The 20678-nt window shown below is 68.1% G+C and carries 20 protein-coding genes; 12 read left to right on the top strand and 8 right to left on the bottom strand.

The annotated features are described in order from the left end of the window. Positions 1 to 30: 30 nt before the first annotated feature. Together IAE56_RS01290 and rtcR are read right to left on the bottom strand one after the other, a co-directional pair. Positions 31 to 177 (bottom strand): hypothetical protein, encoded by a 147-nt coding sequence (locus IAE56_RS01290; RefSeq protein ID WP_165835701.1) that lies wholly within the window; start codon positions 175 to 177, stop codon positions 31 to 33. Positions 178 to 252: 75 nt separating this feature from the next. Continuing rightward, entirely contained in the window at positions 253 to 1848 is a 1596-nt protein-coding gene (rtcR, locus tag IAE56_RS01285) for an RNA repair transcriptional activator RtcR (RefSeq protein WP_200751164.1), read from the bottom strand. A 187-nt stretch (positions 1849 to 2035) separates the two neighbouring features. Between rtcR and IAE56_RS01280 the strand changes: the two genes are divergently transcribed. The 4 genes from IAE56_RS01280 to IAE56_RS01265 all read left to right on the top strand — a co-directional run bounded on the left by IAE56_RS01280 (position 2036) and on the right by IAE56_RS01265 (position 6875). Further along, on the top strand, positions 2036 to 3583 hold the full coding sequence (locus tag IAE56_RS01280; protein WP_200751163.1) for a VWA domain-containing protein: 1548 nt from the start codon (positions 2036 to 2038) through the stop codon (positions 3581 to 3583). A gap of 396 nt (positions 3584 to 3979) precedes the next feature. Then, on the top strand, positions 3980 to 5206 hold the full coding sequence (locus IAE56_RS01275) for an RtcB family protein (RefSeq protein WP_200751162.1): 1227 nt from the start codon (positions 3980 to 3982) through the stop codon (positions 5204 to 5206). Positions 5207 to 5289: 83 nt separating this feature from the next. Next, the gene (rtcA, locus tag IAE56_RS01270; RefSeq protein WP_200751161.1) at positions 5290 to 6306 is read left to right on the top strand and encodes an RNA 3'-terminal phosphate cyclase; all 1017 of its coding nucleotides are present in this window, start codon (positions 5290 to 5292) and stop codon (positions 6304 to 6306) included. A 122-nt stretch (positions 6307 to 6428) separates the two neighbouring features. Next, positions 6429 to 6875 carry a universal stress protein gene (locus IAE56_RS01265; protein ID WP_079224261.1) on the top strand — a complete coding sequence of 149 codons (447 nt, stop codon included), beginning with the start codon at positions 6429 to 6431 and terminating at the stop codon, positions 6873 to 6875. A gap of 107 nt (positions 6876 to 6982) precedes the next feature. Here the strand turns inward: IAE56_RS01265 and IAE56_RS01260 are convergent, their stop codons facing one another. Further along, positions 6983 to 7426: an AraC family transcriptional regulator gene (locus IAE56_RS01260; protein ID WP_108770468.1), complete on the bottom strand. Its 444-nt coding sequence runs from the start codon at positions 7424 to 7426 to the stop codon at positions 6983 to 6985. A gap of 189 nt (positions 7427 to 7615) precedes the next feature. Then, positions 7616 to 7900 carry a DUF2782 domain-containing protein gene (locus IAE56_RS01255; protein WP_108770467.1) on the bottom strand — a complete coding sequence of 95 codons (285 nt, stop codon included), beginning with the start codon at positions 7898 to 7900 and terminating at the stop codon, positions 7616 to 7618. Between the two features lie 97 nt (positions 7901 to 7997). Here IAE56_RS01255 and polA point away from each other — a divergent pair, with 97 nt between their 5' ends. Together polA and IAE56_RS01245 are read left to right on the top strand one after the other, a co-directional pair. Next, on the top strand, positions 7998 to 10772 hold the full coding sequence (gene polA, locus IAE56_RS01250) for a DNA polymerase I (RefSeq protein WP_200751160.1): 2775 nt from the start codon (positions 7998 to 8000) through the stop codon (positions 10770 to 10772). Positions 10773 to 11085: 313 nt separating this feature from the next. Continuing rightward, a complete protein-coding gene (locus IAE56_RS01245) occupies positions 11086 to 11568 on the top strand; it encodes a YetF domain-containing protein (protein WP_108770465.1) in 483 nt (160 codons plus the stop codon). A gap of 96 nt (positions 11569 to 11664) precedes the next feature. Here the strand turns inward: IAE56_RS01245 and hemF are convergent, their stop codons facing one another. Genes hemF through IAE56_RS01225 form a run of 4 tightly spaced genes read right to left on the bottom strand, consistent with a single transcriptional unit; the run spans position 11665 to position 15979 of the window. Further along, a complete protein-coding gene (gene hemF, locus IAE56_RS01240) occupies positions 11665 to 12561 on the bottom strand; it encodes an oxygen-dependent coproporphyrinogen oxidase (RefSeq protein ID WP_200751159.1) in 897 nt (298 codons plus the stop codon). Positions 12562 to 12616: 55 nt separating this feature from the next. After that, positions 12617 to 13177: a hypothetical protein gene (locus IAE56_RS01235; RefSeq protein ID WP_108770463.1), complete on the bottom strand. Its 561-nt coding sequence runs from the start codon at positions 13175 to 13177 to the stop codon at positions 12617 to 12619. 22 nt (positions 13178 to 13199) lie between these two features. Then, a complete protein-coding gene (locus tag IAE56_RS01230) occupies positions 13200 to 13616 on the bottom strand; it encodes an NUDIX domain-containing protein (RefSeq protein ID WP_200751158.1) in 417 nt (138 codons plus the stop codon). Further along, on the bottom strand, positions 13613 to 15979 hold the full coding sequence (locus IAE56_RS01225) for a S9 family peptidase (protein ID WP_200751157.1): 2367 nt from the start codon (positions 15977 to 15979) through the stop codon (positions 13613 to 13615). The genes IAE56_RS01230 and IAE56_RS01225 overlap by 4 nt, the downstream gene beginning before the upstream one ends. A gap of 150 nt (positions 15980 to 16129) precedes the next feature. Between IAE56_RS01225 and IAE56_RS01220 the strand changes: the two genes are divergently transcribed. The 6 genes from IAE56_RS01220 to cydB all read left to right on the top strand — a co-directional run bounded on the left by IAE56_RS01220 (position 16130) and on the right by cydB (position 20494). Then, positions 16130 to 16573: a hypothetical protein gene (locus tag IAE56_RS01220; protein WP_200751156.1), complete on the top strand. Its 444-nt coding sequence runs from the start codon at positions 16130 to 16132 to the stop codon at positions 16571 to 16573. Between the two features lie 79 nt (positions 16574 to 16652). After that, a complete protein-coding gene (locus tag IAE56_RS01215) occupies positions 16653 to 16982 on the top strand; it encodes a hypothetical protein (protein ID WP_108770459.1) in 330 nt (109 codons plus the stop codon). A gap of 36 nt (positions 16983 to 17018) precedes the next feature. After that, a complete protein-coding gene (locus IAE56_RS01210; protein WP_200751155.1) occupies positions 17019 to 17663 on the top strand; it encodes a sigma-70 family RNA polymerase sigma factor in 645 nt (214 codons plus the stop codon). Beyond that, entirely contained in the window at positions 17660 to 17875 is a 216-nt protein-coding gene (locus IAE56_RS01205; RefSeq protein WP_200751154.1) for a hypothetical protein, read from the top strand. The genes IAE56_RS01210 and IAE56_RS01205 overlap by 4 nt, the downstream gene beginning before the upstream one ends. A gap of 206 nt (positions 17876 to 18081) precedes the next feature. Next, a complete protein-coding gene (locus IAE56_RS01200) occupies positions 18082 to 19479 on the top strand; it encodes a cytochrome ubiquinol oxidase subunit I (RefSeq protein ID WP_200751153.1) in 1398 nt (465 codons plus the stop codon). Between the two features lies 1 nt (position 19480). Beyond that, a complete protein-coding gene (gene cydB, locus IAE56_RS01195) occupies positions 19481 to 20494 on the top strand; it encodes a cytochrome d ubiquinol oxidase subunit II (RefSeq protein WP_200751152.1) in 1014 nt (337 codons plus the stop codon). The last annotated feature ends 184 nt before the right edge of the window (positions 20495 to 20678 follow it).

Here is a 20678-nt window from a genome sequence, read left to right as displayed (position 1 = left end):
GTCACAAAGGGCAGTCGAGCAAGCTCGACTCTACCGGCTTGCGGCCTGCTGCGCGTTCTCGCGCAGGGCCAGCTGCTTACCCACCTGGTAGCCGCTGTAGAACAGAACGAACGCAGCGGCCACGGTCAGCAGAATGTTACGTGGGGTGATCCATGACGTCGGCTTGCGGTCCTGCATGTGCGTGCTCCCCGCGGGCGGCGGCATGCCGCGCGGCCAGCATGCGCCGCCGGCGGCCGTCGAGCAAGCTCGACGCTACCGTTCAACGGGGCGACACACCTGCTCCCAGTCCAGCCCGAATTTCGCCAGGTATTTGCGCAGGCGGTCGGCATCGTTGGTGCTGGCGCGCTGGGTGCGTGACACCGCGAACAGCTCGCGGCCGGCCGCGGACAGAGACTTCGAGCGCGCGCAGACCTGCACGACCTCCTCCAGCTGCACGCGGTCGAAGCGGTCCAGTTCATCCACGGCCGGGCCCAGCAGCGCTTCCAGCGGCGACGGCGCCTGGCCGCCGCGCCATTGCTGGCGCAGGCGCGCGATCTCATCGTCCACGCCGTCGGTCTGGATGCGCCCGGCGTTGGCCAGCGTCGCCAGCCGCATGATCGATGCACCCAGGTCGCGGAAGTTGCCGCGCCAGGCGGCTTCGGCACTGGTGGCAAAGGCCAGGTAGCGCGTGCGTGCTTCCACGTTGAAGCGCACCTGCGCGTGCTGCTGCTGCGACCAGCGCTGCAGCTCGAACTCGATGTTCGGCTCGATGTCCTCCCTGCGCTGGGCCAGACCGGGCAGGTGATAGGTCCACAGATTCAGGCGCGCCAGCAGGTCCTCGCGGAAGCGGCCGTCCAGCACCGACTGCTGCAGGTCGCGGTTGGTGCCGGCAATCAGCTGGAATTCGCTTTCCACTTCGCGGTCGCTGCCCACCGGCAGGAAGCGCTTCTCTTCCAGCGCCCGCAGCAGCATGGCCTGTTCGTCCAGGCCCAGCTCGCCGATCTCGTCGAGGAACAGCAGGCCCTGGTGGGCGGAACGCAGCAGGCCGGCACGGTCGGACGAGGCGCCGGTGTAGGCGCCCTTGGTGTGGCCGAACAGCGTGCTCATCGCGCCGTCGCCGCGCAGGGTGGCGCAGTTCACTTCGACGAAACGGCCGGGCAGCTGGTGCTTGAGCTTCTTCAGCTCGAACACGCGCTTGGCCAGCTGGCTCTTGCCGGCACCGGTGGGCCCCATCAGCAGCATCGGCGCACGTGAGCGGGTGGCCACGGTTTCGATCTGCGCGATCATCGCGTTGAAGGCCGCGTTACGCGTGGCGATGCCGCTCTTCAGCAGGTCGCGGTCCTGCAGCTGCTGCTGGGCGAAGCGCTGGGCGATGTGGTCGTAGCGCGACAGGTCCAGGTCGATGATGGCGTGGCTGCCGGCCGCACCGTCCTGCTTGCGCGGCGGCGAGGTCTGCAGCAGGCGGCCCGGGAAATGCCGGCTCTCGGTCAGCAGGAACCAGCAGATCTGCGCCACGTGCGTGCCGGTGGTGATGTGGACGTAGTAGTCCTCCTCCTCCGGCTGGAACGGATAGCTGGCCAGGAAGTCGTGCAGCGTCGAGTAGACCCCTTCGAACTCCCAGGGATCGGCCAGGTAGGTGTCGTGCCGGCGCACGTCCATCTCCGGCGCCACCTGCTGCAGGTCCGCGCAGACCACGCGGGCCAGCTTGGCGTAGCGGCGCTCGTCCAGCAGCAGCTCGATGCGGTCGGGCAGGAAATCCTCGTGCATGCCCAGCGACACCGTCGGCCGCCACTTCTCCCACCGGCCCGGGCCCTCGCCCGCGTCGAGCTGGGTACCGAGCATGCCGAAGACCACCTGTCGCCGTGACATATCCATTCCTATAAAAAGCGCGCTGAAACTATATACATTCCACGGCACGAGTGGGCGTGCCCGCGCCATCAAAGGAAAATAAATCCCTAAAAAACAATACGTTGGGAGAATCGCGCAAAAGTTGGCACGGCCATTGCTCTATCCATCCCAAGACACCAAGCGGGCGGTTCCCGCCGAGGACACCACGATGGCCAACTTGACGCTCTTCTCCACCCCGCGTGCCCCGGCGCTGCCGCCGGCCACCACCGTCAATGAAGCCGGTGGCCTGGCCTACCGCCGCGACCCGCGCGCTGCCCTGGCCCTGTACGCGGCCACCGGCTGCCTCAACAACACCTTCTACAGCGATGCCCAGGCACCGCTGCAGCACGTGCTGGCGCTGACCGCGCAGGTCGAGCCGCGCTTCATTGCCCGCACGGCGTTCTATGCCCGCCAGGTGGCGCACATGAAGGACATGCCGGCACTGCTGGCGGCCGTGCTCAGCGTGCGTGACCCGGAAGCCTTCGCCCAGGTGTTCCCGCGGGTGGTCGACAACGGCCGCCAGCTGCGCACCTTCGTGCAGATCATGCGCAGCGGCCAGGTCGGCCGCCGTTCGCTGGGGTCGCTGCCGAAGCGTCTGGTGCGCGAGTGGATCCAGCAGGCATCGGCGGAAACCCTGGTGCGTGCGGCTATCGGCCAGCAGCCGTCGCTGGCCGACCTGATCCGCATGGTGCACCCGAAGCCGGCCAGCGCCGAGCGCAAGGCGCTGTATGCGTGGATCGTCGGTCGCCCGTACGACGAAGCGCAGCTGCCGGCACTGGTGCAGGCCTACGAGGCGTTCAAGCGTGACCCGCGTGGACTGCCGCCGGACCTGCCGTTCCAGTACTTCAGCACGCTGCCGCTGGATGCGGCGCAGTGGTCGGCGCTGGCGCGCAGTGCGTCGTGGCAGTCGATGCGGATGAACCTCAACACGTTCGCCCGCAACGGCGTGTTCGAAGACCCGGCGATGGTGTCGGCGATCGCAGCGCGGCTGCGTGATCCGGCCCAGGTGCGCCGCGCCCGGGTGCTGCCGTACCAGCTGCTGATGGCCTACCAGGCCAGCGCCGGCCTGCCGCAGCAGATTCCCGAAGCGTTGCAGGACGCGATGGAAACGGCCACGGCGCAGGTACCGGTACTGCCGGGCCGGGTGGTGGTGGCGGTGGACGTATCGGGTTCCATGCAGTGGCCGGTGACCGGCTACCGCAAGGGCGCCAGCTCGGCGGTGCGCTGCGTGGACGTGGCGGCGCTGATCGCGGCCTGCGTGCTGCGCGGCCAGCCGCTGGCCACGGTGCTGCCGTTCGACACCGAGGTGCGCCCGGTGCGGTTGAACCCGCGCGACAGCGTGATGACGTTGGCGGCGCAGCTGGCGATCAATGGCGGTGGTACCTCGGTCAGTGCACCGCTCGAATACCTCAACCGTCGCCGCGAGCAGGTCGACCTGGTGGTGCTGGTGTCGGACAACGAGAGCTGGCGTGACACCCGCAAGGGCGGCGCGACGGCCACGATGCAGGCCTGGGACGCGCTGAAGCAGCGTTGCCCGCAGGCGCGGCTGGTGTGCATCGACCTGCAGCCGGTGGCGAGCAGCCAGACCGTGCAGCGCGAGGACGTGCTGCACATCGGCGGCTTCAGCGATGCGGTGTTCGACCTGCTGGCGCAGTTCGCGCAGGCGCCGGGCGATGGCAGCGGCTGGGTCGAGCGCATCGAGGACATGCCGTTGTAAACACGATGTTGGACGGCGGCAAGGATGTCGCCAGGGACCGCCCGGCTGGCAATGGGGCCAGCCGGGCAGGACCAGGAATTGAATTTTCAACGCCGGCACTGCGAATGCCGGAGGAACTACAGCCTTTTACGCTCCAGGTCGCGGGTTCGAGCCCCGCCCGCTGTGGCAACGCAGCGGTAGCTCAGTGGTAGAGCAGGATGTTCCTCCACCTCTCGTCGTGCTGCCGGCACCTTCGCTTTCGTTTCGCGGGGAATGCAGGCCGAACTACATCGGAAACCCTTCGGGGTCGGGTTCAAGTCCCGGCCGGCTGTCACCGCAAGGTGGCAGGCGGAGCGTTCGGCCACCTTTGTCACCGCACCTTTTTTGTTTATGTATTGGATGAAAGGAAACATCACCATGACCACTCTGAACCATGACGTGATCCAGCAGCCGGGCGCTGCACCCATCAAGCTGTGGACGCGCGGCGTGCCGCTGGAAGACCAGGCACGCGAGCAGCTGCAGAACATCGCCAAGTTGCCGTTCATCCACAAGTGGATCGCGGTGATGCCCGACGTGCACCTGGGCAAGGGTGCGACCGTGGGGTCGGTGGTGCCGACCGTCGGCGCGATCATTCCCGCCGCGGTGGGCGTGGACATCGGCTGCGGCATGATGGCCGTGCGCACCACGCTGGATGCCAGCGACCTGCCGGACAACCTGTCGGCGGTGCGCAGCGCGATCGAGCGGGCGGTGCCGCACGGCCGCAGCGTGACCCGTGGCGGCCGTGACAAGGGCAGCTGGGACACGCCGCCGGAGCTGGCCATCGAAGGCTGGAAGCAGCTGGTCGATGACTTCGCGCTGATCTGCGAGCGCCACCCGCGCCTGAAGAACACCAACAACCTCAAGCACCTGGGCACCCTCGGCACCGGCAACCACTTCGTCGAAGTGTGCCTGGACCAGGACCAGCGCGTGTGGTTCATGCTGCACTCCGGCTCGCGCGGCGTGGGCAATGCCATCGGCACCTACTTCATCGAACTGGCCAAGCAGGAAATGCGCCGCTGGATGATCAACCTGCCCGACCAGGACCTGGCCTACCTGCCCGAGGGCAGCCAGCACTACGGTGACTACGTGTTCGCGGTGGAATGGGCGCAGCGTTTCGCACGCATGAACCGCGAGGTGATGATGCGCAACGTGGTGGCGGCCGTGCGTACGGTCATCAGCAAGCCGTTCGAGGCCCAGGCCGAGGCGGTGAACTGCCACCACAACTACGTCAACCGCGAGGTGCACTTCGGCAAGGAAGTGATGCTGACCCGCAAGGGCGCGGTGAGCGCGCGCAAGGGCGAGCTGGGCATCATTCCCGGCAGCATGGGCGCCAAGAGCTTCATCGTGCGCGGGCTGGGCAACGAGGACAGCTTCCACAGCTGCAGCCACGGTGCCGGCCGCGTGATGAGCCGTACCCAGGCGCGCAAGCTGATCACCGTGGACGAGCACGCCAGGGCCACCGCGCACGTGGAATGCCGCAAGGATGCGGACGTGGTGGACGAATCGCCGGCGGCCTACAAGCCGATCGAGGCGGTGATGGAAGCCCAGCGTGATCTGGTCGAGATCATGCACACGTTGCGCCAGGTGGTGTGCGTGAAGGGATGAAGCGGGCCGCGCGCGACGTACACTGCGTCGCGCGCGGCAGGACGGCCTGCAGACGAAACCGCAGGCATGGAGGAACAGAACAGATGGACATGATCGAACTTGATGGCGGGCATGGCGGCGGACAACTGCTGCGCTCGGCCCTGACCCTGAGCCTGTGCACCGGCATCGGCTTCACCCTGCAGAGCATCCGCGCGATCCGCCGCAGGCCCGGGCTGATGCGCCAGCACCTGACCGCGGTGAATGCCGCCGCGCAGGTCGGCAACGCCTGCACCCACGGTGCTGCGCTGGGCGCTACGTCGCTGCGCTTCGAGCCGGGCGTGGTCAGCGCCGGCGAGTACCACTTCGCTACCGGCAGTGCCGGCTCGGCCACCCTGGTGCTGCAGACCGTGCTGCCGGCGCTGTGGCGCGCGCAGGGGCCGTCGCGCCTGCGCCTGGAAGGCGGCACCCACAATCCGCTGGCACCCAGCGCCGATTTCATCGCCGACAGCTACCTGCCGTCACTGGCACGGATGGGCGTGCAGGCCTCGATGCAGCTGCTGCAGCATGGCTTCCACCCGGCCGGTGGCGGCGTGATCGAGCTGCAGGTGCAGCCTTGCGCCGCGTTGCAGGCACCGTGCATGGAACAGCGGCCGGCGCTGGAATCGATGCAGGCGCAGGTGGTGATGTCAGGCCTGTCCAGCAGCATCGGTCTGCGCGAGCTGCAGGTGCTGGCCGATGAACTGGGCGTCGACCCGCATCCGCGCCACGTGCAGTCGGTGCGGCCGGCGCTGGGGCCGGGCAATGTGGCGATGGTGCGCGTGCGCCATGGCGACCACGTGGAAGTGTTCGATGGCCATGGCGAGCGTGGCGTGTCGGCCGAGCAGGTCGGCGCGCGCCTGGCCGGCCAGGTCCGCACCTATCTCTCCGGTGGCGCTTGGGTGGGCGAGTACCTGTCCGACCAGCTGCTGCTGCCGATGGCGCTGGCCGGCGGGGGCAGCTTCACCACCCACGTCATCAGCGACCACCTGGCCAGCAACGCGCGCCTGATCGAAAAGTTCCTGCCGGTGGAGTTCGACTGGCAGCCGCACGAGGGCGGCTGGCGGGTGACCGTCGAGGCCTGAACGCGCCGCCGGGCATGCCCCGGCGCTACCGGGGCACGGATTGATCCTGCTCAAGGCGCGGCGTGCACATCGGGTGTGCAATGGTGGTGTTCCCAACTGGCACCCCGCCAAGGAGGCCCACCATGTACACCCGCATCCTGATCGCCACCGACGGCTCCGAGCTGTCCGACAAGGGCCTGGCCAAGGGCCTGGAGCTGGCCAAGGATCTCAATGCCGAGGTCGATATCGTTACGGTCTCCGAGCCGTGGGCGGTGGGCATGTATGACGCCATGGGCTGGAGCGTGGGCTACATGAACAGCCCGGAGTACAAGGCCGACCGCGAGGAGGGCGCGCAGAAGGTGCTGCAGCCGGCGCTGGCCAAGGCCGCCGAGCAGGGCATCCGTGCCAATCCCATCCATGTGCTGGACCGCTACGCCGCCGATGGCATCATCGAGACGGCCGGCGAGCGCAACAGCGATCTGATCGTGATGACCTCGCATGGCCGCCGTGGCGTGACCCGCGTGCTGCTGGGCAGCCAGACCGCCGAAGTGCTGGCGCGCAGCACCCTGCCGGTGCTGGTCATCCGCTGATCGATACCTGCGGGCTCAAGCGTTCCCGGGGAGGGGACCCGGCGCCGGCACGCAGGACGCGTGCCGGCGCCACCTTCCCGCCCCGCCGATGGCGGCCACATGCCCGCTCAGGACAGCAGCGACCCCCGTGCGCGCTGCCGGCAGGCGAGCCGCCAATCGGCCGGCGACATGCCGAACTGCGCCAGGAACGCGCGCTGGAACTGGCGCTCTGACGCGAATCCGACTTCATACAGCAACCAGGTGAGACGGCAGCCGGGATCACGCGCCAGATGGCGGTGCGCCAGCCAGGCCCGGCACTCGCGGATATAACGCGCCACCCCGCCGTGGGCCTGGAACAGCCGGTAGACCGTGGAGCGGGACATCCCGAAGGCCTCGCAGATCATCTGCTCGCCCAGTTCGCTCTCACCCAGGTGGTCGTCGATGTAATCAAGGATGCGCAGCAGGCGCGGGTCGGCCGTGCCGTTGCGGCTGATGCGCGCGCGCGCGTTGCTGCGGCGCAGGTCGGCGGCGAGGGATGCAACCAGCGATGGGGTTGCCGGTTCGAGGTTCATGGCAGCGCGATCCCGGCCCACTTGCGGGGCCTGTCATGGGATCAACCGGAAGATCCGGCGCGAACCTATCACCCGCCTGTGCAGGCCGGCCGGGGGTGGGGGGACCATTAGCCGGGAATGGGGGGCGGCCCCCGGGGGGGGGGGGGCCCCCCCCCCCCCCCCCCAACGGGCCCCCGGCCCCGGGCTGCATCACCAGCTGTAGAGCTTCCAGTAGACCGGCGAGACGCCGTCCTTGTCGTTGTCCATGCGGCCATCGCCGTTCTTGTCGTACATGTAGAACGGTGCGCCGCGCGACGGGGTCACCTTGACCATGCGCAGCTGGCCGGACACGCGGTATTCCTCGATGACATCACCGTTGTCCATGGTGCGGCTGGACACTTCGGCGCCCTTCACGTCCACCGGGGGAGCGCCTGCACCACCCATGCTGGCGCAGCCAGCAAGCAGCAGCAGGGAAGCCAGCATCAGGGTCTTCATCGGCAGGGCCTTCGCATCGATCGGAGCCTGATTATGCCCCATGGATGCGTCGCCGCCGTGTCGCCGCGGTGCAGGCAGGGGCGCGTAGAATCGTCGCATGAGCAGATTAGTCCTGATCGACGGGTCCAGTTACCTGTACCGCGCGTTCCACGCGCTGCCGCCCCTGTCCAATGCACAGGGCGAGCCCACCGGCGCGCTGTTCGGCGTGGTCAACATGCTGCGCTCGACGCTGAAGGAGCGACCAGCCTACGTCGCCTTCGTCGTCGACGCGCCGGGCAAGACCTTCCGCGACGACCTGTACGACCAGTACAAGGCCAACCGCCCGCCGATGCCCGATGACCTGCGCAGCCAGGTCGAGCCGATGTGCCGCATCGTCGAAGCGCTGGGCATCAGCATTCTGCGCATCCCCGGCGTGGAAGCCGACGATGTGATCGGCACGCTGGCCCTGCAGGGCGTGGCGCAGGACCTGAAGGTGACCATTTCCACCGGTGACAAGGACTTTGCCCAGCTGGTGCGTCCGGGCATCGAGCTGGTCAACACCATGACCGGCAGCCGGATGGATTCCGACGCCGCGGTGATGGACAAGTTCGGCGTGCGCGCCGACCAGATCATCGACCTGCTGGCGCTGATGGGCGACACCGTGGACAACGTGCCCGGCGTGGAGAAGTGCGGCCCGAAGACCGCCGCCAAGTGGCTGGCCGAATACCAGCACCTGGACGGCGTCATCGCCGCCGCCCCGACCATGAAGGGCAAGATCGGCGAGAACCTGCGCGCGGCGCTGGAGCGCCTGCCGCTGAACCGCGAGCTGGTGACCATCCGCACCGACGTCGAGCTGGATGCATCGCCGACCACCCTGGCCCTGCGCGAGCAGGACGTGCCGGTGCTGACCGAGCTGTACGCCCGCTACGGCTTCACCCAGGCGCTGAAGGAGCTGGGTGGCCCGCTGCCGGCCCCGGCCGCCGCCAGCGAAGCCGCCCCGAGCCTGCGTGGCACCGCCGCCGGTTTTGCCCGTGGCAGTGCCGAGGCAGCGCCATCGGCTGAACTCGACCCGGCGCTGTCCGCGCCCGGCGAATACGAAACCGTGCTGACCAGCGAACAGCTGCAGGCCTGGGTCGAGCGTGTGCAGCAGGCCGACCTGATCAGCTTCGATACCGAGACCGATGCGCTGGACGCGATGCGTGCACGCCTGGTCGGCGTCAGCCTGGCGGTGGAGCCGGGCAAGGCGGCCTATATCCCGGTCGGCCACGATTACCCCGGTGCGCCGGCGCAGCTGCCGTTGCAGCAGGTGCTGGACGCGCTGCGTCCGGTGCTGCAGGACCCGGCGAAGAAGAAGCTGGGCCAGCACGGCAAGTACGACCTGCACGTGCTGCGCCGCCATGGCGTGGACGTGCAGGGCTACCACGACGACACCATGCTCGAGAGCTTCGTGCTCAATTCCACCGCGACCCGCCACGACATGGATTCGCTCGCCCTGCGTTACCTGGGCTACAACACCATCAAGTTCGAGGACGTGGCCGGCAAGGGCGCCAAGCAGATTTCGTTCTCGCAGGTGGGCATCGACGAAGCCAGCCGGTATGCGGCCGAGGACGCCGACATCACCCTGCGCCTGCACCACGCGCTGCAGCCGCAGCTGCTGGCCGAGCCGGCGCTGGACAGCGTGTACCGCGACATCGAGATGCCGCTGGTGCCGGTGCTGACCCGCATCGAAGCCAACGGCGTGCGCATCGACACCGATGAGCTGCGCCGGCAGAGCCACGATCTGTCCTCGCGCATGCTGGCCGCGCAGCAGAAGGCCACCGAGCTGGCCGGGCGCAGCTTCAACCTGGATTCGCCCAAGCAGCTGCAGGCGGTGCTGTTCGACGAGCTGAAGCTGCCGGCGGTGGTGAAGACCCCGAAGGGCCAGCCCAGCACGAATGAAGAGGCGCTGGAGGCGATTGCCGACCAGCACGAGCTGCCGCGGGTGATCCTCGATTACCGCGGGCTGGCCAAGCTGCGCAGCACCTACACCGACAAGCTGCCGGAGATGGTCAACCCGGACACCGGCCGGGTACACACCAGCTACCACCAGTCCGGCGCCGCCACCGGCCGCCTGTCCTCGTCCGACCCGAACCTGCAGAACATCCCGATCCGTACCGAGGATGGCCGCCGCATCCGCCGCGCTTTCGTGGCGCCGGAAGGTTTCCAGCTGCTGGCGGCCGACTATTCGCAGATCGAGCTGCGGATCATGGCCCACCTGTCCGAGGATCCGGGCCTGGTGCGCGCCTTCGAGCAGGGCGCCGACGTCCATCGCGCCACCGCCGCCGAGGTGTTCGGGCGCACGCTGGAAGAGGTGACGCCCAACGAGCGCCGCGCCGCCAAGGCCATCAACTTCGGCCTGATGTACGGCATGAGCGCCTTCGGCCTGGCCCGCAACCTGGGCATCGACCGTGGCCAGGCGCAGGATTATGTCGCGCTGTATTTCAGCCGTTACCCCGGCGTGCGCGACTTCATGGAACGGATGCGCCAGCAGGCGCGTGACCAGGGCTACGTGGAAACCCTGTTCGGCCGCCGCCTGTATCTGAATGACATCCACGCGCGCAACCAGGGCCTGCGTGCCGGTGCCGAGCGCGCGGCGATCAATGCGCCGATGCAGGGCACCGCGGCGGACATCATCAAGCGGGCGATGGTCTCGGTGGACCAGTGGCTGCACGACAGCGGCGCCCCGGCGCGGATGATCCTGCAGGTACACGATGAACTGGTGTTCGAAAGCGAGGCCGGTTTCACCGAGGAACTGCGTAAAAACGTGATCGAGCGCATGTCGCAAGCGGCCAAATTGCGGGTTCCGCTGGAGGTCGATACCGGCGTTGGGGTTAACTGGGACGAGGCGCACTGATTCGCATTCAGGCTAATAGCGCCATGAATCGTTCATTTGCCCGGTTTTTCTGACTCGAAGATGAATGTTTCCGGCGGGGGCCTACAATAAATTGGGCCCCTTCACGAACCGTTAGTGTTCGGGGTGTTTCTATAACTCTCGACAGGCGCAACGCCTGTTGTGGATCTCTCCCATCCCCTGGAGCAGATCTCGGAACGGGGGCTCCTCCCCAAGCGCCCGTTCCCCGGCCCCGTTGACCTCCCCCTGGTCAGCGGGGCTTTTTATTTGTGCCTCGCTGCGCCACGCTGGGCATCGCTTCGCAGGGGAAACCACAATGCCCGATCTGTTCGCACTGGCGATGCCGTGGTGGGAATTCGTCCTGCGCGCGGTGGTGGTCTATGTCGTCGTGCTGGGCATGGTCCGGCTGGGCGGCAAGCGCGCGCTGGGGCAGATCACCCCGTTCGATGTGCTGCTGATCGTGCTGCTGGGCAACGCGGTGCAGAACGCATTGCTGGGCACCGACACGTCGCTGGGCGGCGGCCTGCTGCTGGCCGCCACGCTGATCCTGCTGAACTACGGCGTGGGCTGGCTGACCACGCGCAGCCGGCGCATGGAACGCATGATCGAAGGCGAGCCGGTGGTGATCGCCCGCGACGGGCGCCTGCTGGCGGCGGTGCTGCGTCGTGAGCTGGTCAGCACCGCGGACTTCGACGCCGCGCTGCGCCAGCAGGGTTGCCTGCGGGTAGAGGATGTCGAACTGGCGCTGCTGGAAACCACCGGCCACATCACGATCATTCCGCGGCAGAAATCCGCGTAACGCCGAAAGCAGCCGAGCGTGGGCTCGGCTCTACACTGCAGAGATCCGTGTAGAGCCGAGCCCACGCTCGGCTGCCTTTCGCATGGCGCTACAGGCTCACACCCAGTCGCGCGGCACCAGATAATCGGCCAGGCGCGCCTCGGCGCTGCCGGCTTCGGGGCTGAACCCATATTCCCAGCGCACCCGCGGCGGCAGGCTCATCAGAATGCTCTCGCTGCGGCCGCCACTCTGCAGGCCGAACAGCGTGCCGCGGTCGTAGACCAGGTTGAACTCCACGTAGCGGCCGCGACGGTACAGCTGGAACTCGCGCTCGCGTTCGCCATGCGCGGTGTCCTTGCGCTGCTGCACGATCGGCAGGTACGCATCGAGGAAGCCGTCGCCGACCGCGCGCAGGTAGTCGAAATCGCGCTCGAAATCGCCGTGCAGGTCATCGAAGAACAGGCCGCCGACGCCGCGCGTTTCATTGCGGTGGCGCAGGAAGAAGTACTCGTCGCACCAGCGCTTGTGCGCGGCGTAGCGTTCCTCGCCGAACGGCGCGCACAGGTCATGGGCCACCTGGTGCCAGTGCTGCACGTCCTCGTCGAAGGGATAGAACGGGGTCAGGTCGAAGCCACCGCCGAACCAGCTGGCCACCACTTCACCATCGCGCTGCGCCTGGAAGAAGCGCACGTTGGCGTGGGTGGTCGGCACGTAGGGGTTGAGCGGGTGGAACACCAGCGACACGCCGGTGGCGCGCCAGGAGGCGCCGGCCAGCTCGGGCCGGTTGGCCGAGGCCGACGGCGGCAGGCGGCTGCCGGACACATCGGAGAAGCCGATGCCGGCCTGCTCGAACACCGCACCGTCGCGCAGCACGCGGGTACGCCCGCCACCGCCCTCGGCCCGCTGCCACAGGTCTTCCTGGAAGCGGGCCTGGCCGTCGGCGGCTTCAATGGCCGCACAGATACGGTCCTGCAGGTCGGTGAGGTAGGCGCGTACGCGCTCGAAATCGTTCATGGCGCGTACTTTACCGCAGGGCCCGTGCTGTTCCGCAGCACGGCGGCCGCGCAGATCAGCGGAAGCGCGCGCGGATGTCCGGCCGCAGCAGGCGCCAGGCCAGCCAACCCTGCAGGCCAAGGATCACTATCGAACCACCGAACGTGGTGGCTGACATCAGAAGGCGCTGCACCTGCATCTCGCTGCGGGTAGCAGCATCGTCCACGTGGGCGATCATCTCCGCTACGACGGCGTCCAGCCACCCGGCCAGGACCAGATTGGCCAGCCCGGACAGCACCAGCAGCCAGACGTAGCTCCACAAGCCCCAGCGCCGCTGCCGGTACAGGCCCCAACTGGCCAGCGTGGAAGGCACGCAGCCAGCCGACAGCCACAGGCTGGCTGCAACCGGCTCCCGCAGGAGCCACAGTACGCTGGACGGGAGCGATTTCTCTTCTGCGGCGGCGACCATAACCTGCCATGGTCCGCTGCCGCTCAGCGCCCACAGCGCCAAGGTCTGCAGCAGGCACCAGACAAGCACCAGTGCGCAGACCAGCAGGGAAGCGATCGCCAGCGGACGGACGAAATCGTTGCGTGCGAACGCACGGGCCGCGGGCAATGTGGGGGGAGACGATGACATCCGATGTCCTTGGCTGCGGGTCTCAGAGCGTGCAGAAGCGCGCTACTGCCGGCAGGATATGGTGTTCGCTCAGGGGTGCCAAGCACAGGCCGTGCGGTGGCCGCAGCGGCACCCAGGCCAGTTCGGCGATCTCGGCGCGTGCGGTCGGTGTACCCGCGACCTGCACCCACCAGGCCTGCGCCTGCACGCGATGGCCGGGTTCGTTCACCGCCCAGTCCTCGAAACGGCCCAGGGCGACCGCGCTGGCGGCATCGAGCTGCACGCCCAGTTCCTCGTCCAGCTCGCGGGCCAGGGCCTGCAGCGGTGCTTCGCCCGCCTCGGGCTTGCCGCCGGGCTGGATGAAGCGGCCGGCGCCGTGCTTGCGCACCACCAGCGCCCGGCCGCGGTCATCCAGGATGACCGCGGCCACGATCTGGATCGTGGCCGCGGCGTTGCTCACTTCAGGTTCTGCTCGAACAGCTTGAGGATGCGCTTGTACTGGTCCAGCCAGGAATCGGCACGGATGTAGCCGTGGCGTTCCAGCGGGTACGGGGCGATCGACCAGTTGTCCTTGTGCAGCTCGATCAGGCGCTGGGTCAGGTGCACCGAGTCCTGGAAGAACACGTTGTCATCCATCATGCCGTGGGCGATCAGCAGGTTGTCCTGCAGGTTCTGCGCGTACTCGATGGGCGAGGACGTGCGGTACGCCTCCGGGTCGATGTCCGGCGTGTTGAGGATGTTGCTGGTGTAGGCGTGGTTGTAGTTGTTCCAGTCCACCACCGGGCGCAGCGCGGCGCCGGCCTTGAACGTGCCCGGCGAACGGAACAGCGCCATGAAGGTCATGAAGCCGCCGTAGGAACCGCCGTAGATGCCGGCGTGGTCGCGGTCACCCTGCTGGGTGTCGACCAGCCAGTCCAGGCCGTCCTTGTAGTCTTCCAGTTCCGGGTGGCCCATGTTGCGGTAGATCGCCGTACGCCAGTCGCGGCCGTAGCCCTCGCTGCCGCGGTAATCCATGTCCAGCACGATGTAGCCCTTCTCCACCAGCAGGTTGTGGAACATCTGCTCGCGGAAGTACGCCGGGTAGCGCTGGTGCACGTTCTGCAGGTAGCCGGCACCGTGCACGAACATCACGATCGGGTACTTCTTGCCCGGCTCCTTGTGCTCGGGCTCGTAGTACTTGGCCCAGACCACGCCGGCACCGTGCTTGGACGGCACCGCCACCAGCTTCGGCTGGATCCACTCGCGCGCCTTGTACTCGGCGGTGCGGGTGTCGGTCAGTACGCGCGCCTGGCCACCGGCGCTCGGCACCACGGCCAGCTGGGTCGGCAGGTAGGCGGCCGAGTAGCGCACCAGCAGCTGCTGGCCATCGGGCGACAGCGAGAAGTCTTCCACGCCATTGAGGCTGGTCAGCTCGCGTACCTGGCGGTTGCCGGTGTCGACCGCGCAGACTTCATAGTCGTGCGGCGCCTGCTGGTTGCACAGGAAGTAGAAGCCCTTGCCGTCGGCCGACAGCACCGGCGCGGAGGTTTCCCACTTGCCGCTGGTCAGCGCCTGCGGCTTGGCCGAACCGGCCTGGGTGTACAGGTGCGAGTAGCCCGATTCCTCGGACAGCAGCCACAGGGTGCGGCCGTCGGCCATCCAGCCGAAATCGTTGAAGCCCCAGTTGATCCAGGCGTTGTCGGTCAGGCGGTGGCGGTTCTGCACGCGGCCGTCGCTGCCGATGCTGACGATCCAGCGGTCCTTGTTGTCGTTGGCGCGCAGCATCACCGCGGCCTGCTGGCCATCGGCGCTCCAGCGCATGCCGCCGCCCATGAAGTCGCTCATCACCTGCACGCTGCGGTCGCCCTTCAGCGGGTCCTTGCCGGCCTTGCGGCGCAGCTCGGCCAGCGGGTCGGTGCCGATGCCCGGCAGGCCCGACAGCGAGAGCTTCTCGGCCTTGCCGGTGCGCACGTCCACGTACCACAGGGTGTGCGGCTCGAAGCCGTTGCGGCCGACGCGGGTGCGGGTGTCCTCGCTTTCCTCGTAGCCGGATTCGGTCACGTACAGCGGCATCTTGCTGGTGCGGCCGTCGTCGAAGTCCTTCGGCTTGGTCACCACGATCAGGTGGCCCAGGTCCGGCGACAGCAGGCTGTCGGCGATCTCCACGTCGGCGCCCAGGTAGATCGGGGCCGCCGCACGGGTCGGGTCAGCCTGGCGCCAGCGCTGGTCCTGGTCCTTCAGCGCTTCACGCTGGTCGCGGTCGCGGCGCAGGGTTTCCAGGGTACGCAGCTGCTGGTCGCGCAGCAGGTCGTCCTTGGGCTTGCTGGCCGGGTCCTTGTCGGCCTTCAGGCTGGCCACCTGCTGCACGCCGCTGGCGGCGGTCCAGTGGAACCAGTTCTGGCCCACGCGCCAGATCACGCCGTTGTCGGCGGCGAAGTTCACGCCGGCGGCGCGCTCGTTGGTGCGGGTCAGCTGGGTCAGCGCGCCGCTGCGCAGGTCGCGCACGAACACATCGCCGTTGCGGACGAAGGCGCTGCGGCTGCGGCTGCGGTCGTAGACCGGCTCGGCCACGTCCAGGGTGCCGCGCTGGTCATCGGCCACCTGCGCGGCAGCGCCACCGGCCAGCGGCTGGCGGAAGGTGTCGCGCACCGGGCTGCCGCTGCGCTTGAGCTGGTACTCGACCTGCTGGCTGTTCCAGGACCACCAGGCCTTCTCGACCGGCGGACCGATCCAGTCCGGGTCGGCCATGGCCTGTTCGATGGTGATCGGCGTCGGCGCAGCATGCGCGGCCGGTGCGGCCAGCACGGCCGACAGCAGGAGGGACAGGGGCAGCACTCGGGACATGGGCTCACGGCACCAGATGAGGAAACCGGGCAAGGGTAGCAGCCGCCCGGGCCGGGGGAGGGGGCCACAGGTCATGCAGACCGCTTGGGCAAAGGCGCTGCAGGGCCTCGCGTGGCGCATGATGGGCGCCTGATCCGGACGGAACCGACCATGTACCCCTACGACTACCGCATTTCCCTGGTGGTGCAGCACCCCGTGTGCTCCAGCGCCGACATTGCGGCCCGGCTGGGGTTGGAACGCGGGTTCTTCCGCGATGTGGGCACCGACCTGCTTGACGGTGATGGTCACTTGATCCGGGTACATGGCTTCACCCGGGTGAGCTTTGAACTGGCCGCTGGCAAGGACGGCTGGCTGATGGACGCCTGGCCGCAGGTGGTCGAAATCCTGCAGGCACGGGTGGAGGTGATCCAGGCATTGAACCAGGAAGGCGCCGAAATCGGCCTGCGCATCGCCGTGTTCGGCAAGCAGGCCTGGGCCGGGTTCGTGCTGGACGACGCGCTGGTAAGGCTGATGGCCGACCTGCGGCTGGGCTTCCATGTGGAAACCTACTTTCCCGATCCGCCGGCCGATCCCGGGACCGACGACGACGCCTGAAATCTGCACTGCAACCGGTGACCGGCCTCAAGCATCCAATCTCCTGAACCCACATCATTCACCGGACAGGAGCACGACCATGCAGGAACTCATCCCGATCACCCTCTTCATCTGCATCGCCTACGCGATCCATGCCGTCGCCGATGCGCGTGCGCGCAGCAAGCTGGTCGCCCCGCACGTGCCCGAGGAAGTGATCCGCTCGCTGGCCGGGCTGGAAGAAGAGCGCCGCCGCCAGGGCGCGCTGCGCTGGGGCATCAGCCTGGTCTGCCTGGCCCTGGCCATGGCCCTGCTGGAAGCCATCGGCGCCCGCGAGCTGACCTTCGGAGCCGCCGCCGCGCTGGCCGGCAGTGCCGGCCTCGGCCAGCTGCTGGCGTGGCACTTCACCCGTCCCGCCGTCCGCAAGGGCTGACCGGCACATGCCACGGGCGCCCGGAGTGCATTGCGCATGAGCCTGCTGGGCGGTGCCCTGGCCGCACTGCGCGGGCGTCGTCGCGACGCCCCCGTGGAGGCACCGGCTGGGTGGGAGGACGACCGCGCGCTGGTGGCTGCCATCATCGATGGCTCGCAGGCGGCGTTCGTGCAGCTGGTGCAGGCCCATCAACGTACCTGTGCGCATGTGATCGGGCGCATGGTCGGCGACCGCGACCAGGTCGCCGACCTGCTGCAGGAGACCTTCCTGGCGGTGTTCCGCCAGCTGCACCGGTTCCGCTGCGAATCCTCGCTGCGCACCTGGGTTTCGCGGGTGGCCTACACCACCGCGCTGCAGCACCTGCGCCGCCGCCGGCTGGAAATGCAGTGGATGGTGGCGGTGGAGGTGCCCGAGGAACTGGGCATCGGCGACGAGGGGCCCGGCCCGGCCGAGCTGAGCGAGGCGCTGCAGGCTGGACGCCAGCTCGGCGCGGCGCTGGAACGGCTGACCCCGCCGCAGCGCCTGATCGTGGGCCTGCACTACCTGGAGGATTTCGATCTGGTCGAGATTGAACAGGTGACCGGGCTGGCGCGCGGTACCATCAAGAGCCACCTGTTCCGCGCGCGGCAGACCCTGAAACAGGAGCTGACGCGACGCGCCACCGCCGGAGAGCTGCTGTGAGCGAAGCCAACGACCCCCGCGATGCCGATGCGCGCGCGCTGTCGCAGGCGCTGCGCGAGCAGGAACGGCAGGCGCCGGTGCCGGATGTGAGCGAGGCGCTGCAGCAGCGGCTGCAGGCGGAAACGCGCGACAGTGGCGCGCTGTATGTGGTGGTGCAGGTGCTGTTGTTTGGCGCGCTGCTGGGTGCAGCGGCCTGGTATTTCTGGCACTGACAGCCCTCGCCGGGCCCAGCGGAAGGTTCCCCGCGCATGGCGATGCGTTCGTCGGATCGGCGCCCGCAGGTCATGGGGCGCGGCCATGCCCGGCGGCTTCCGCCCTGCGACATAGTGAAGCAGCGCGTCACCCGGTCGCATCCCGGCTTAACCAAATCCTCCTAAAGTGGTCCGGTATCCCACCCGTACCCGGCAGGAGGCGTCCCTTGGACGCGTTGTTGTTGTCGCGGATCCAGTTCGGATTCGTCATCAGTTTCCACGTGCTGTTCCCCGCCTTCACCATCGGCACGGCCAGCTGGCTGGCCTTCATCGAATGGCGCTGGCTGCGCACGAAACTGCCCGTGTGGCGCGACCTGTATTTCTTCTGGCAGAAGATCTTTGCCGTGTCCTTCGGCATGGGCGTGGTCAGCGGCATCGTCATGGCCTTCCAGTTCGGCACCAACTGGCCGCGGCTGAGCGAAGTGGCCGGCACGGTCATCGGCCCGCTGCTGACCTACGAAGTGCTCACCGCGTTCTTCCTGGAAGCCAGTTTCCTCGGCGTGATGATGTTCGGCTGGGGCCGGGTATCGCCGCGCCTGCATTTCCTGTCCACCTGCATGGTGGCGCTGGGCACGCTGTTTTCCACCTTCTGGATCCTGTCGTCCAACAGCTGGCTGCACACGCCGGCCGGCTACGAAATGATCAACGGCATCGTCCATCCGGTGGACTGGTGGCAGGTGGTGTTCAACCCATCCTTCCCGTACCGCCTGGCGCACATGGCGCTGGGTTCGTTCATCACCACCTGTTTCGTGATCGGTGGCGTGGGCGCGTGGTACCTGCGCAAGGGCACGCACGTCGAAGCGGGCCGGCGCATGCTGGTCGCGGCGGTGGCGTTTGCCGCGCTGACCGTGCCGGTGCAGATCTTCGTCGGCGACATGCATGGCCTGAACACGCTGAAGCACCAGCCGATGAAGATCGCGGCGGTGGAAGCGCACTGGCATGAAAGCAAGGCCGGCGAGGGCGTGCCGCTGGTGGTGTTCGCCCTGCCCAACGAGAAGGAACAGCGCAACGATTTCGAAGTGGCGATCCCGAAGCTGGGCAGCGTGATCCTGACCCATTCGCTGGACGGCACCTTTGATCCGCTCACCTCCGTGCCAGCCAGCGAGCGGCCACCGGTGACGCCGGTGTTCTTCGCCTTCCGCATCATGGTCGGGCTGGGCACGCTGATGCTGCTGCTGGCCTGGGTCTCGGCGGTGCAGCTGGGGCGGAAGAAACTGCTTGATTCGCCATGGCTGCTGCGCGGCTGGAACTGGATGCTGCCCAGCGGTTTCATCGCGCTGGTGTCGGGCTGGTTCGTCACCGAGATGGGGCGCCAGCCGTGGGTGGTCTACGGCGTGCTGCGCACCGCCGATGCGGTGGGCCCGCAGAGTGCGTGGATGACCGCGCTGTCGCTGGCGGTGTACGTGGTCGGCTATGCCTTCGTGTTCGGCTGGGGCATCTGGTACCTGGTGAAGATCCTGCGCCACGGTCCGCAGCCGTATGAAGAGGGGCCCTCGCTGGACCATGGCAGCCACACCCCGGCGCGGCCGCTGTCGGCCGCCGACGAACCGCTGGAGGAGCGCTGACATGGACCTGATGACCTGGCTGCCGGTGGCGTGGTTCGCGGTGATCGGCTTTGGCGTGCTGATGTACGTGGTGCTGGACGGCTTCGTGCTCGGCATCGGCATCCTCGCCCCGTTCGCCGAGGACGAGGAACAGCTGGACCTGATGATGAACACCGCCGCGCCCATCTGGGACGGCAACGAGACCTGGCTGGTGCTGGGCGGTGCCGGCCTGCTGGCGGCGTTCCCCAAGGCGTATGCGGTGCTGCTGTCGGCGCTGTACCTGCCGGTGCTGCTGCTGGTGGTGGCGCTGGTCTTCCGTGGCGTGGCCTTCGAATTCCGCTTCAAGGCGCACCGCTCGCGCCGGCTGTGGAGCGTGGCCTTCGGCCTGGGCTCGCTGCTGGCGACCTTCGCCCAGGGTGTCATCCTGGGCACGCTGGTGCAGGGCATCCCGCTGGTCGATGGCCGCTTCAGCGGCGGCGCGTTCACCTGGTTCAGCCCGTTCGCGATGCTGACCGGTGCGGCGCTGGTGGCCGGCTACGCGCTGCTGGGCAGCACCTGGCTGATCCTGAAGACCGAGGGCCGCGTGCAGGCGCTGGCGCGTCAGATGACCCGGCCGCTGGTGGCGGCGGTGATCGCGGCGATGGGCCAGGTCAGCAGCTGGCTGCCGTTCCTCGATTCGCGGCTGATGGATCGCTGGTTCAGTGACGGCAACTTCTGGTGGCTGTCGCCGGTGCCGCTATTGACCTTGGCGGTGGCCGCCGCGCTGTGGCGCAGCGCCATCCATCCGCGTCGCGACCTGCCGCCGTTCCTGCTCAGCCTGGCCCTGTTCGTGCTCGGCTTCGCTGGCCTGGTGCTGGGCATGTGGCCCTACCTGCTGCCGCCGTCGATGACGCTGTGGCAGGCCGCGGCACCGGCCTCGTCGCTGGGCTTCACCCTGGTGGGCCTGGTGGTGCTGCTGCCGGTCATCCTTGGCTACACCGCCTGGTCGTACCGGGTGTTCCGCGGCAAGGTGCGCGCCGACGCCGGCTACCACTGAAGCAGGTGAACGGGGAGCGGCCGGTGACCGCTCCCCGTTTCGGTTTGTGAAACATGTATTCCCTGCGCGGGACGTGCTAGCGTTCGCACCTTTCCGGCCGCCAGGGGGGCTGCCGGCGACGTCCTGGACGGACGCACGGCTGCAGGAATGGGGGGCCGCCGCGCGTCGCCATGCTGTTGGCCCG

Source organism: Stenotrophomonas sp. S41 (assembly GCF_016624625.1).
Classification (GTDB): domain Bacteria; phylum Pseudomonadota; class Gammaproteobacteria; order Xanthomonadales; family Xanthomonadaceae; genus Stenotrophomonas.
The sequence above is the reverse complement of the archived record's forward strand: the minus strand, read 5'-3'. Positions and strand labels throughout refer to the sequence as shown.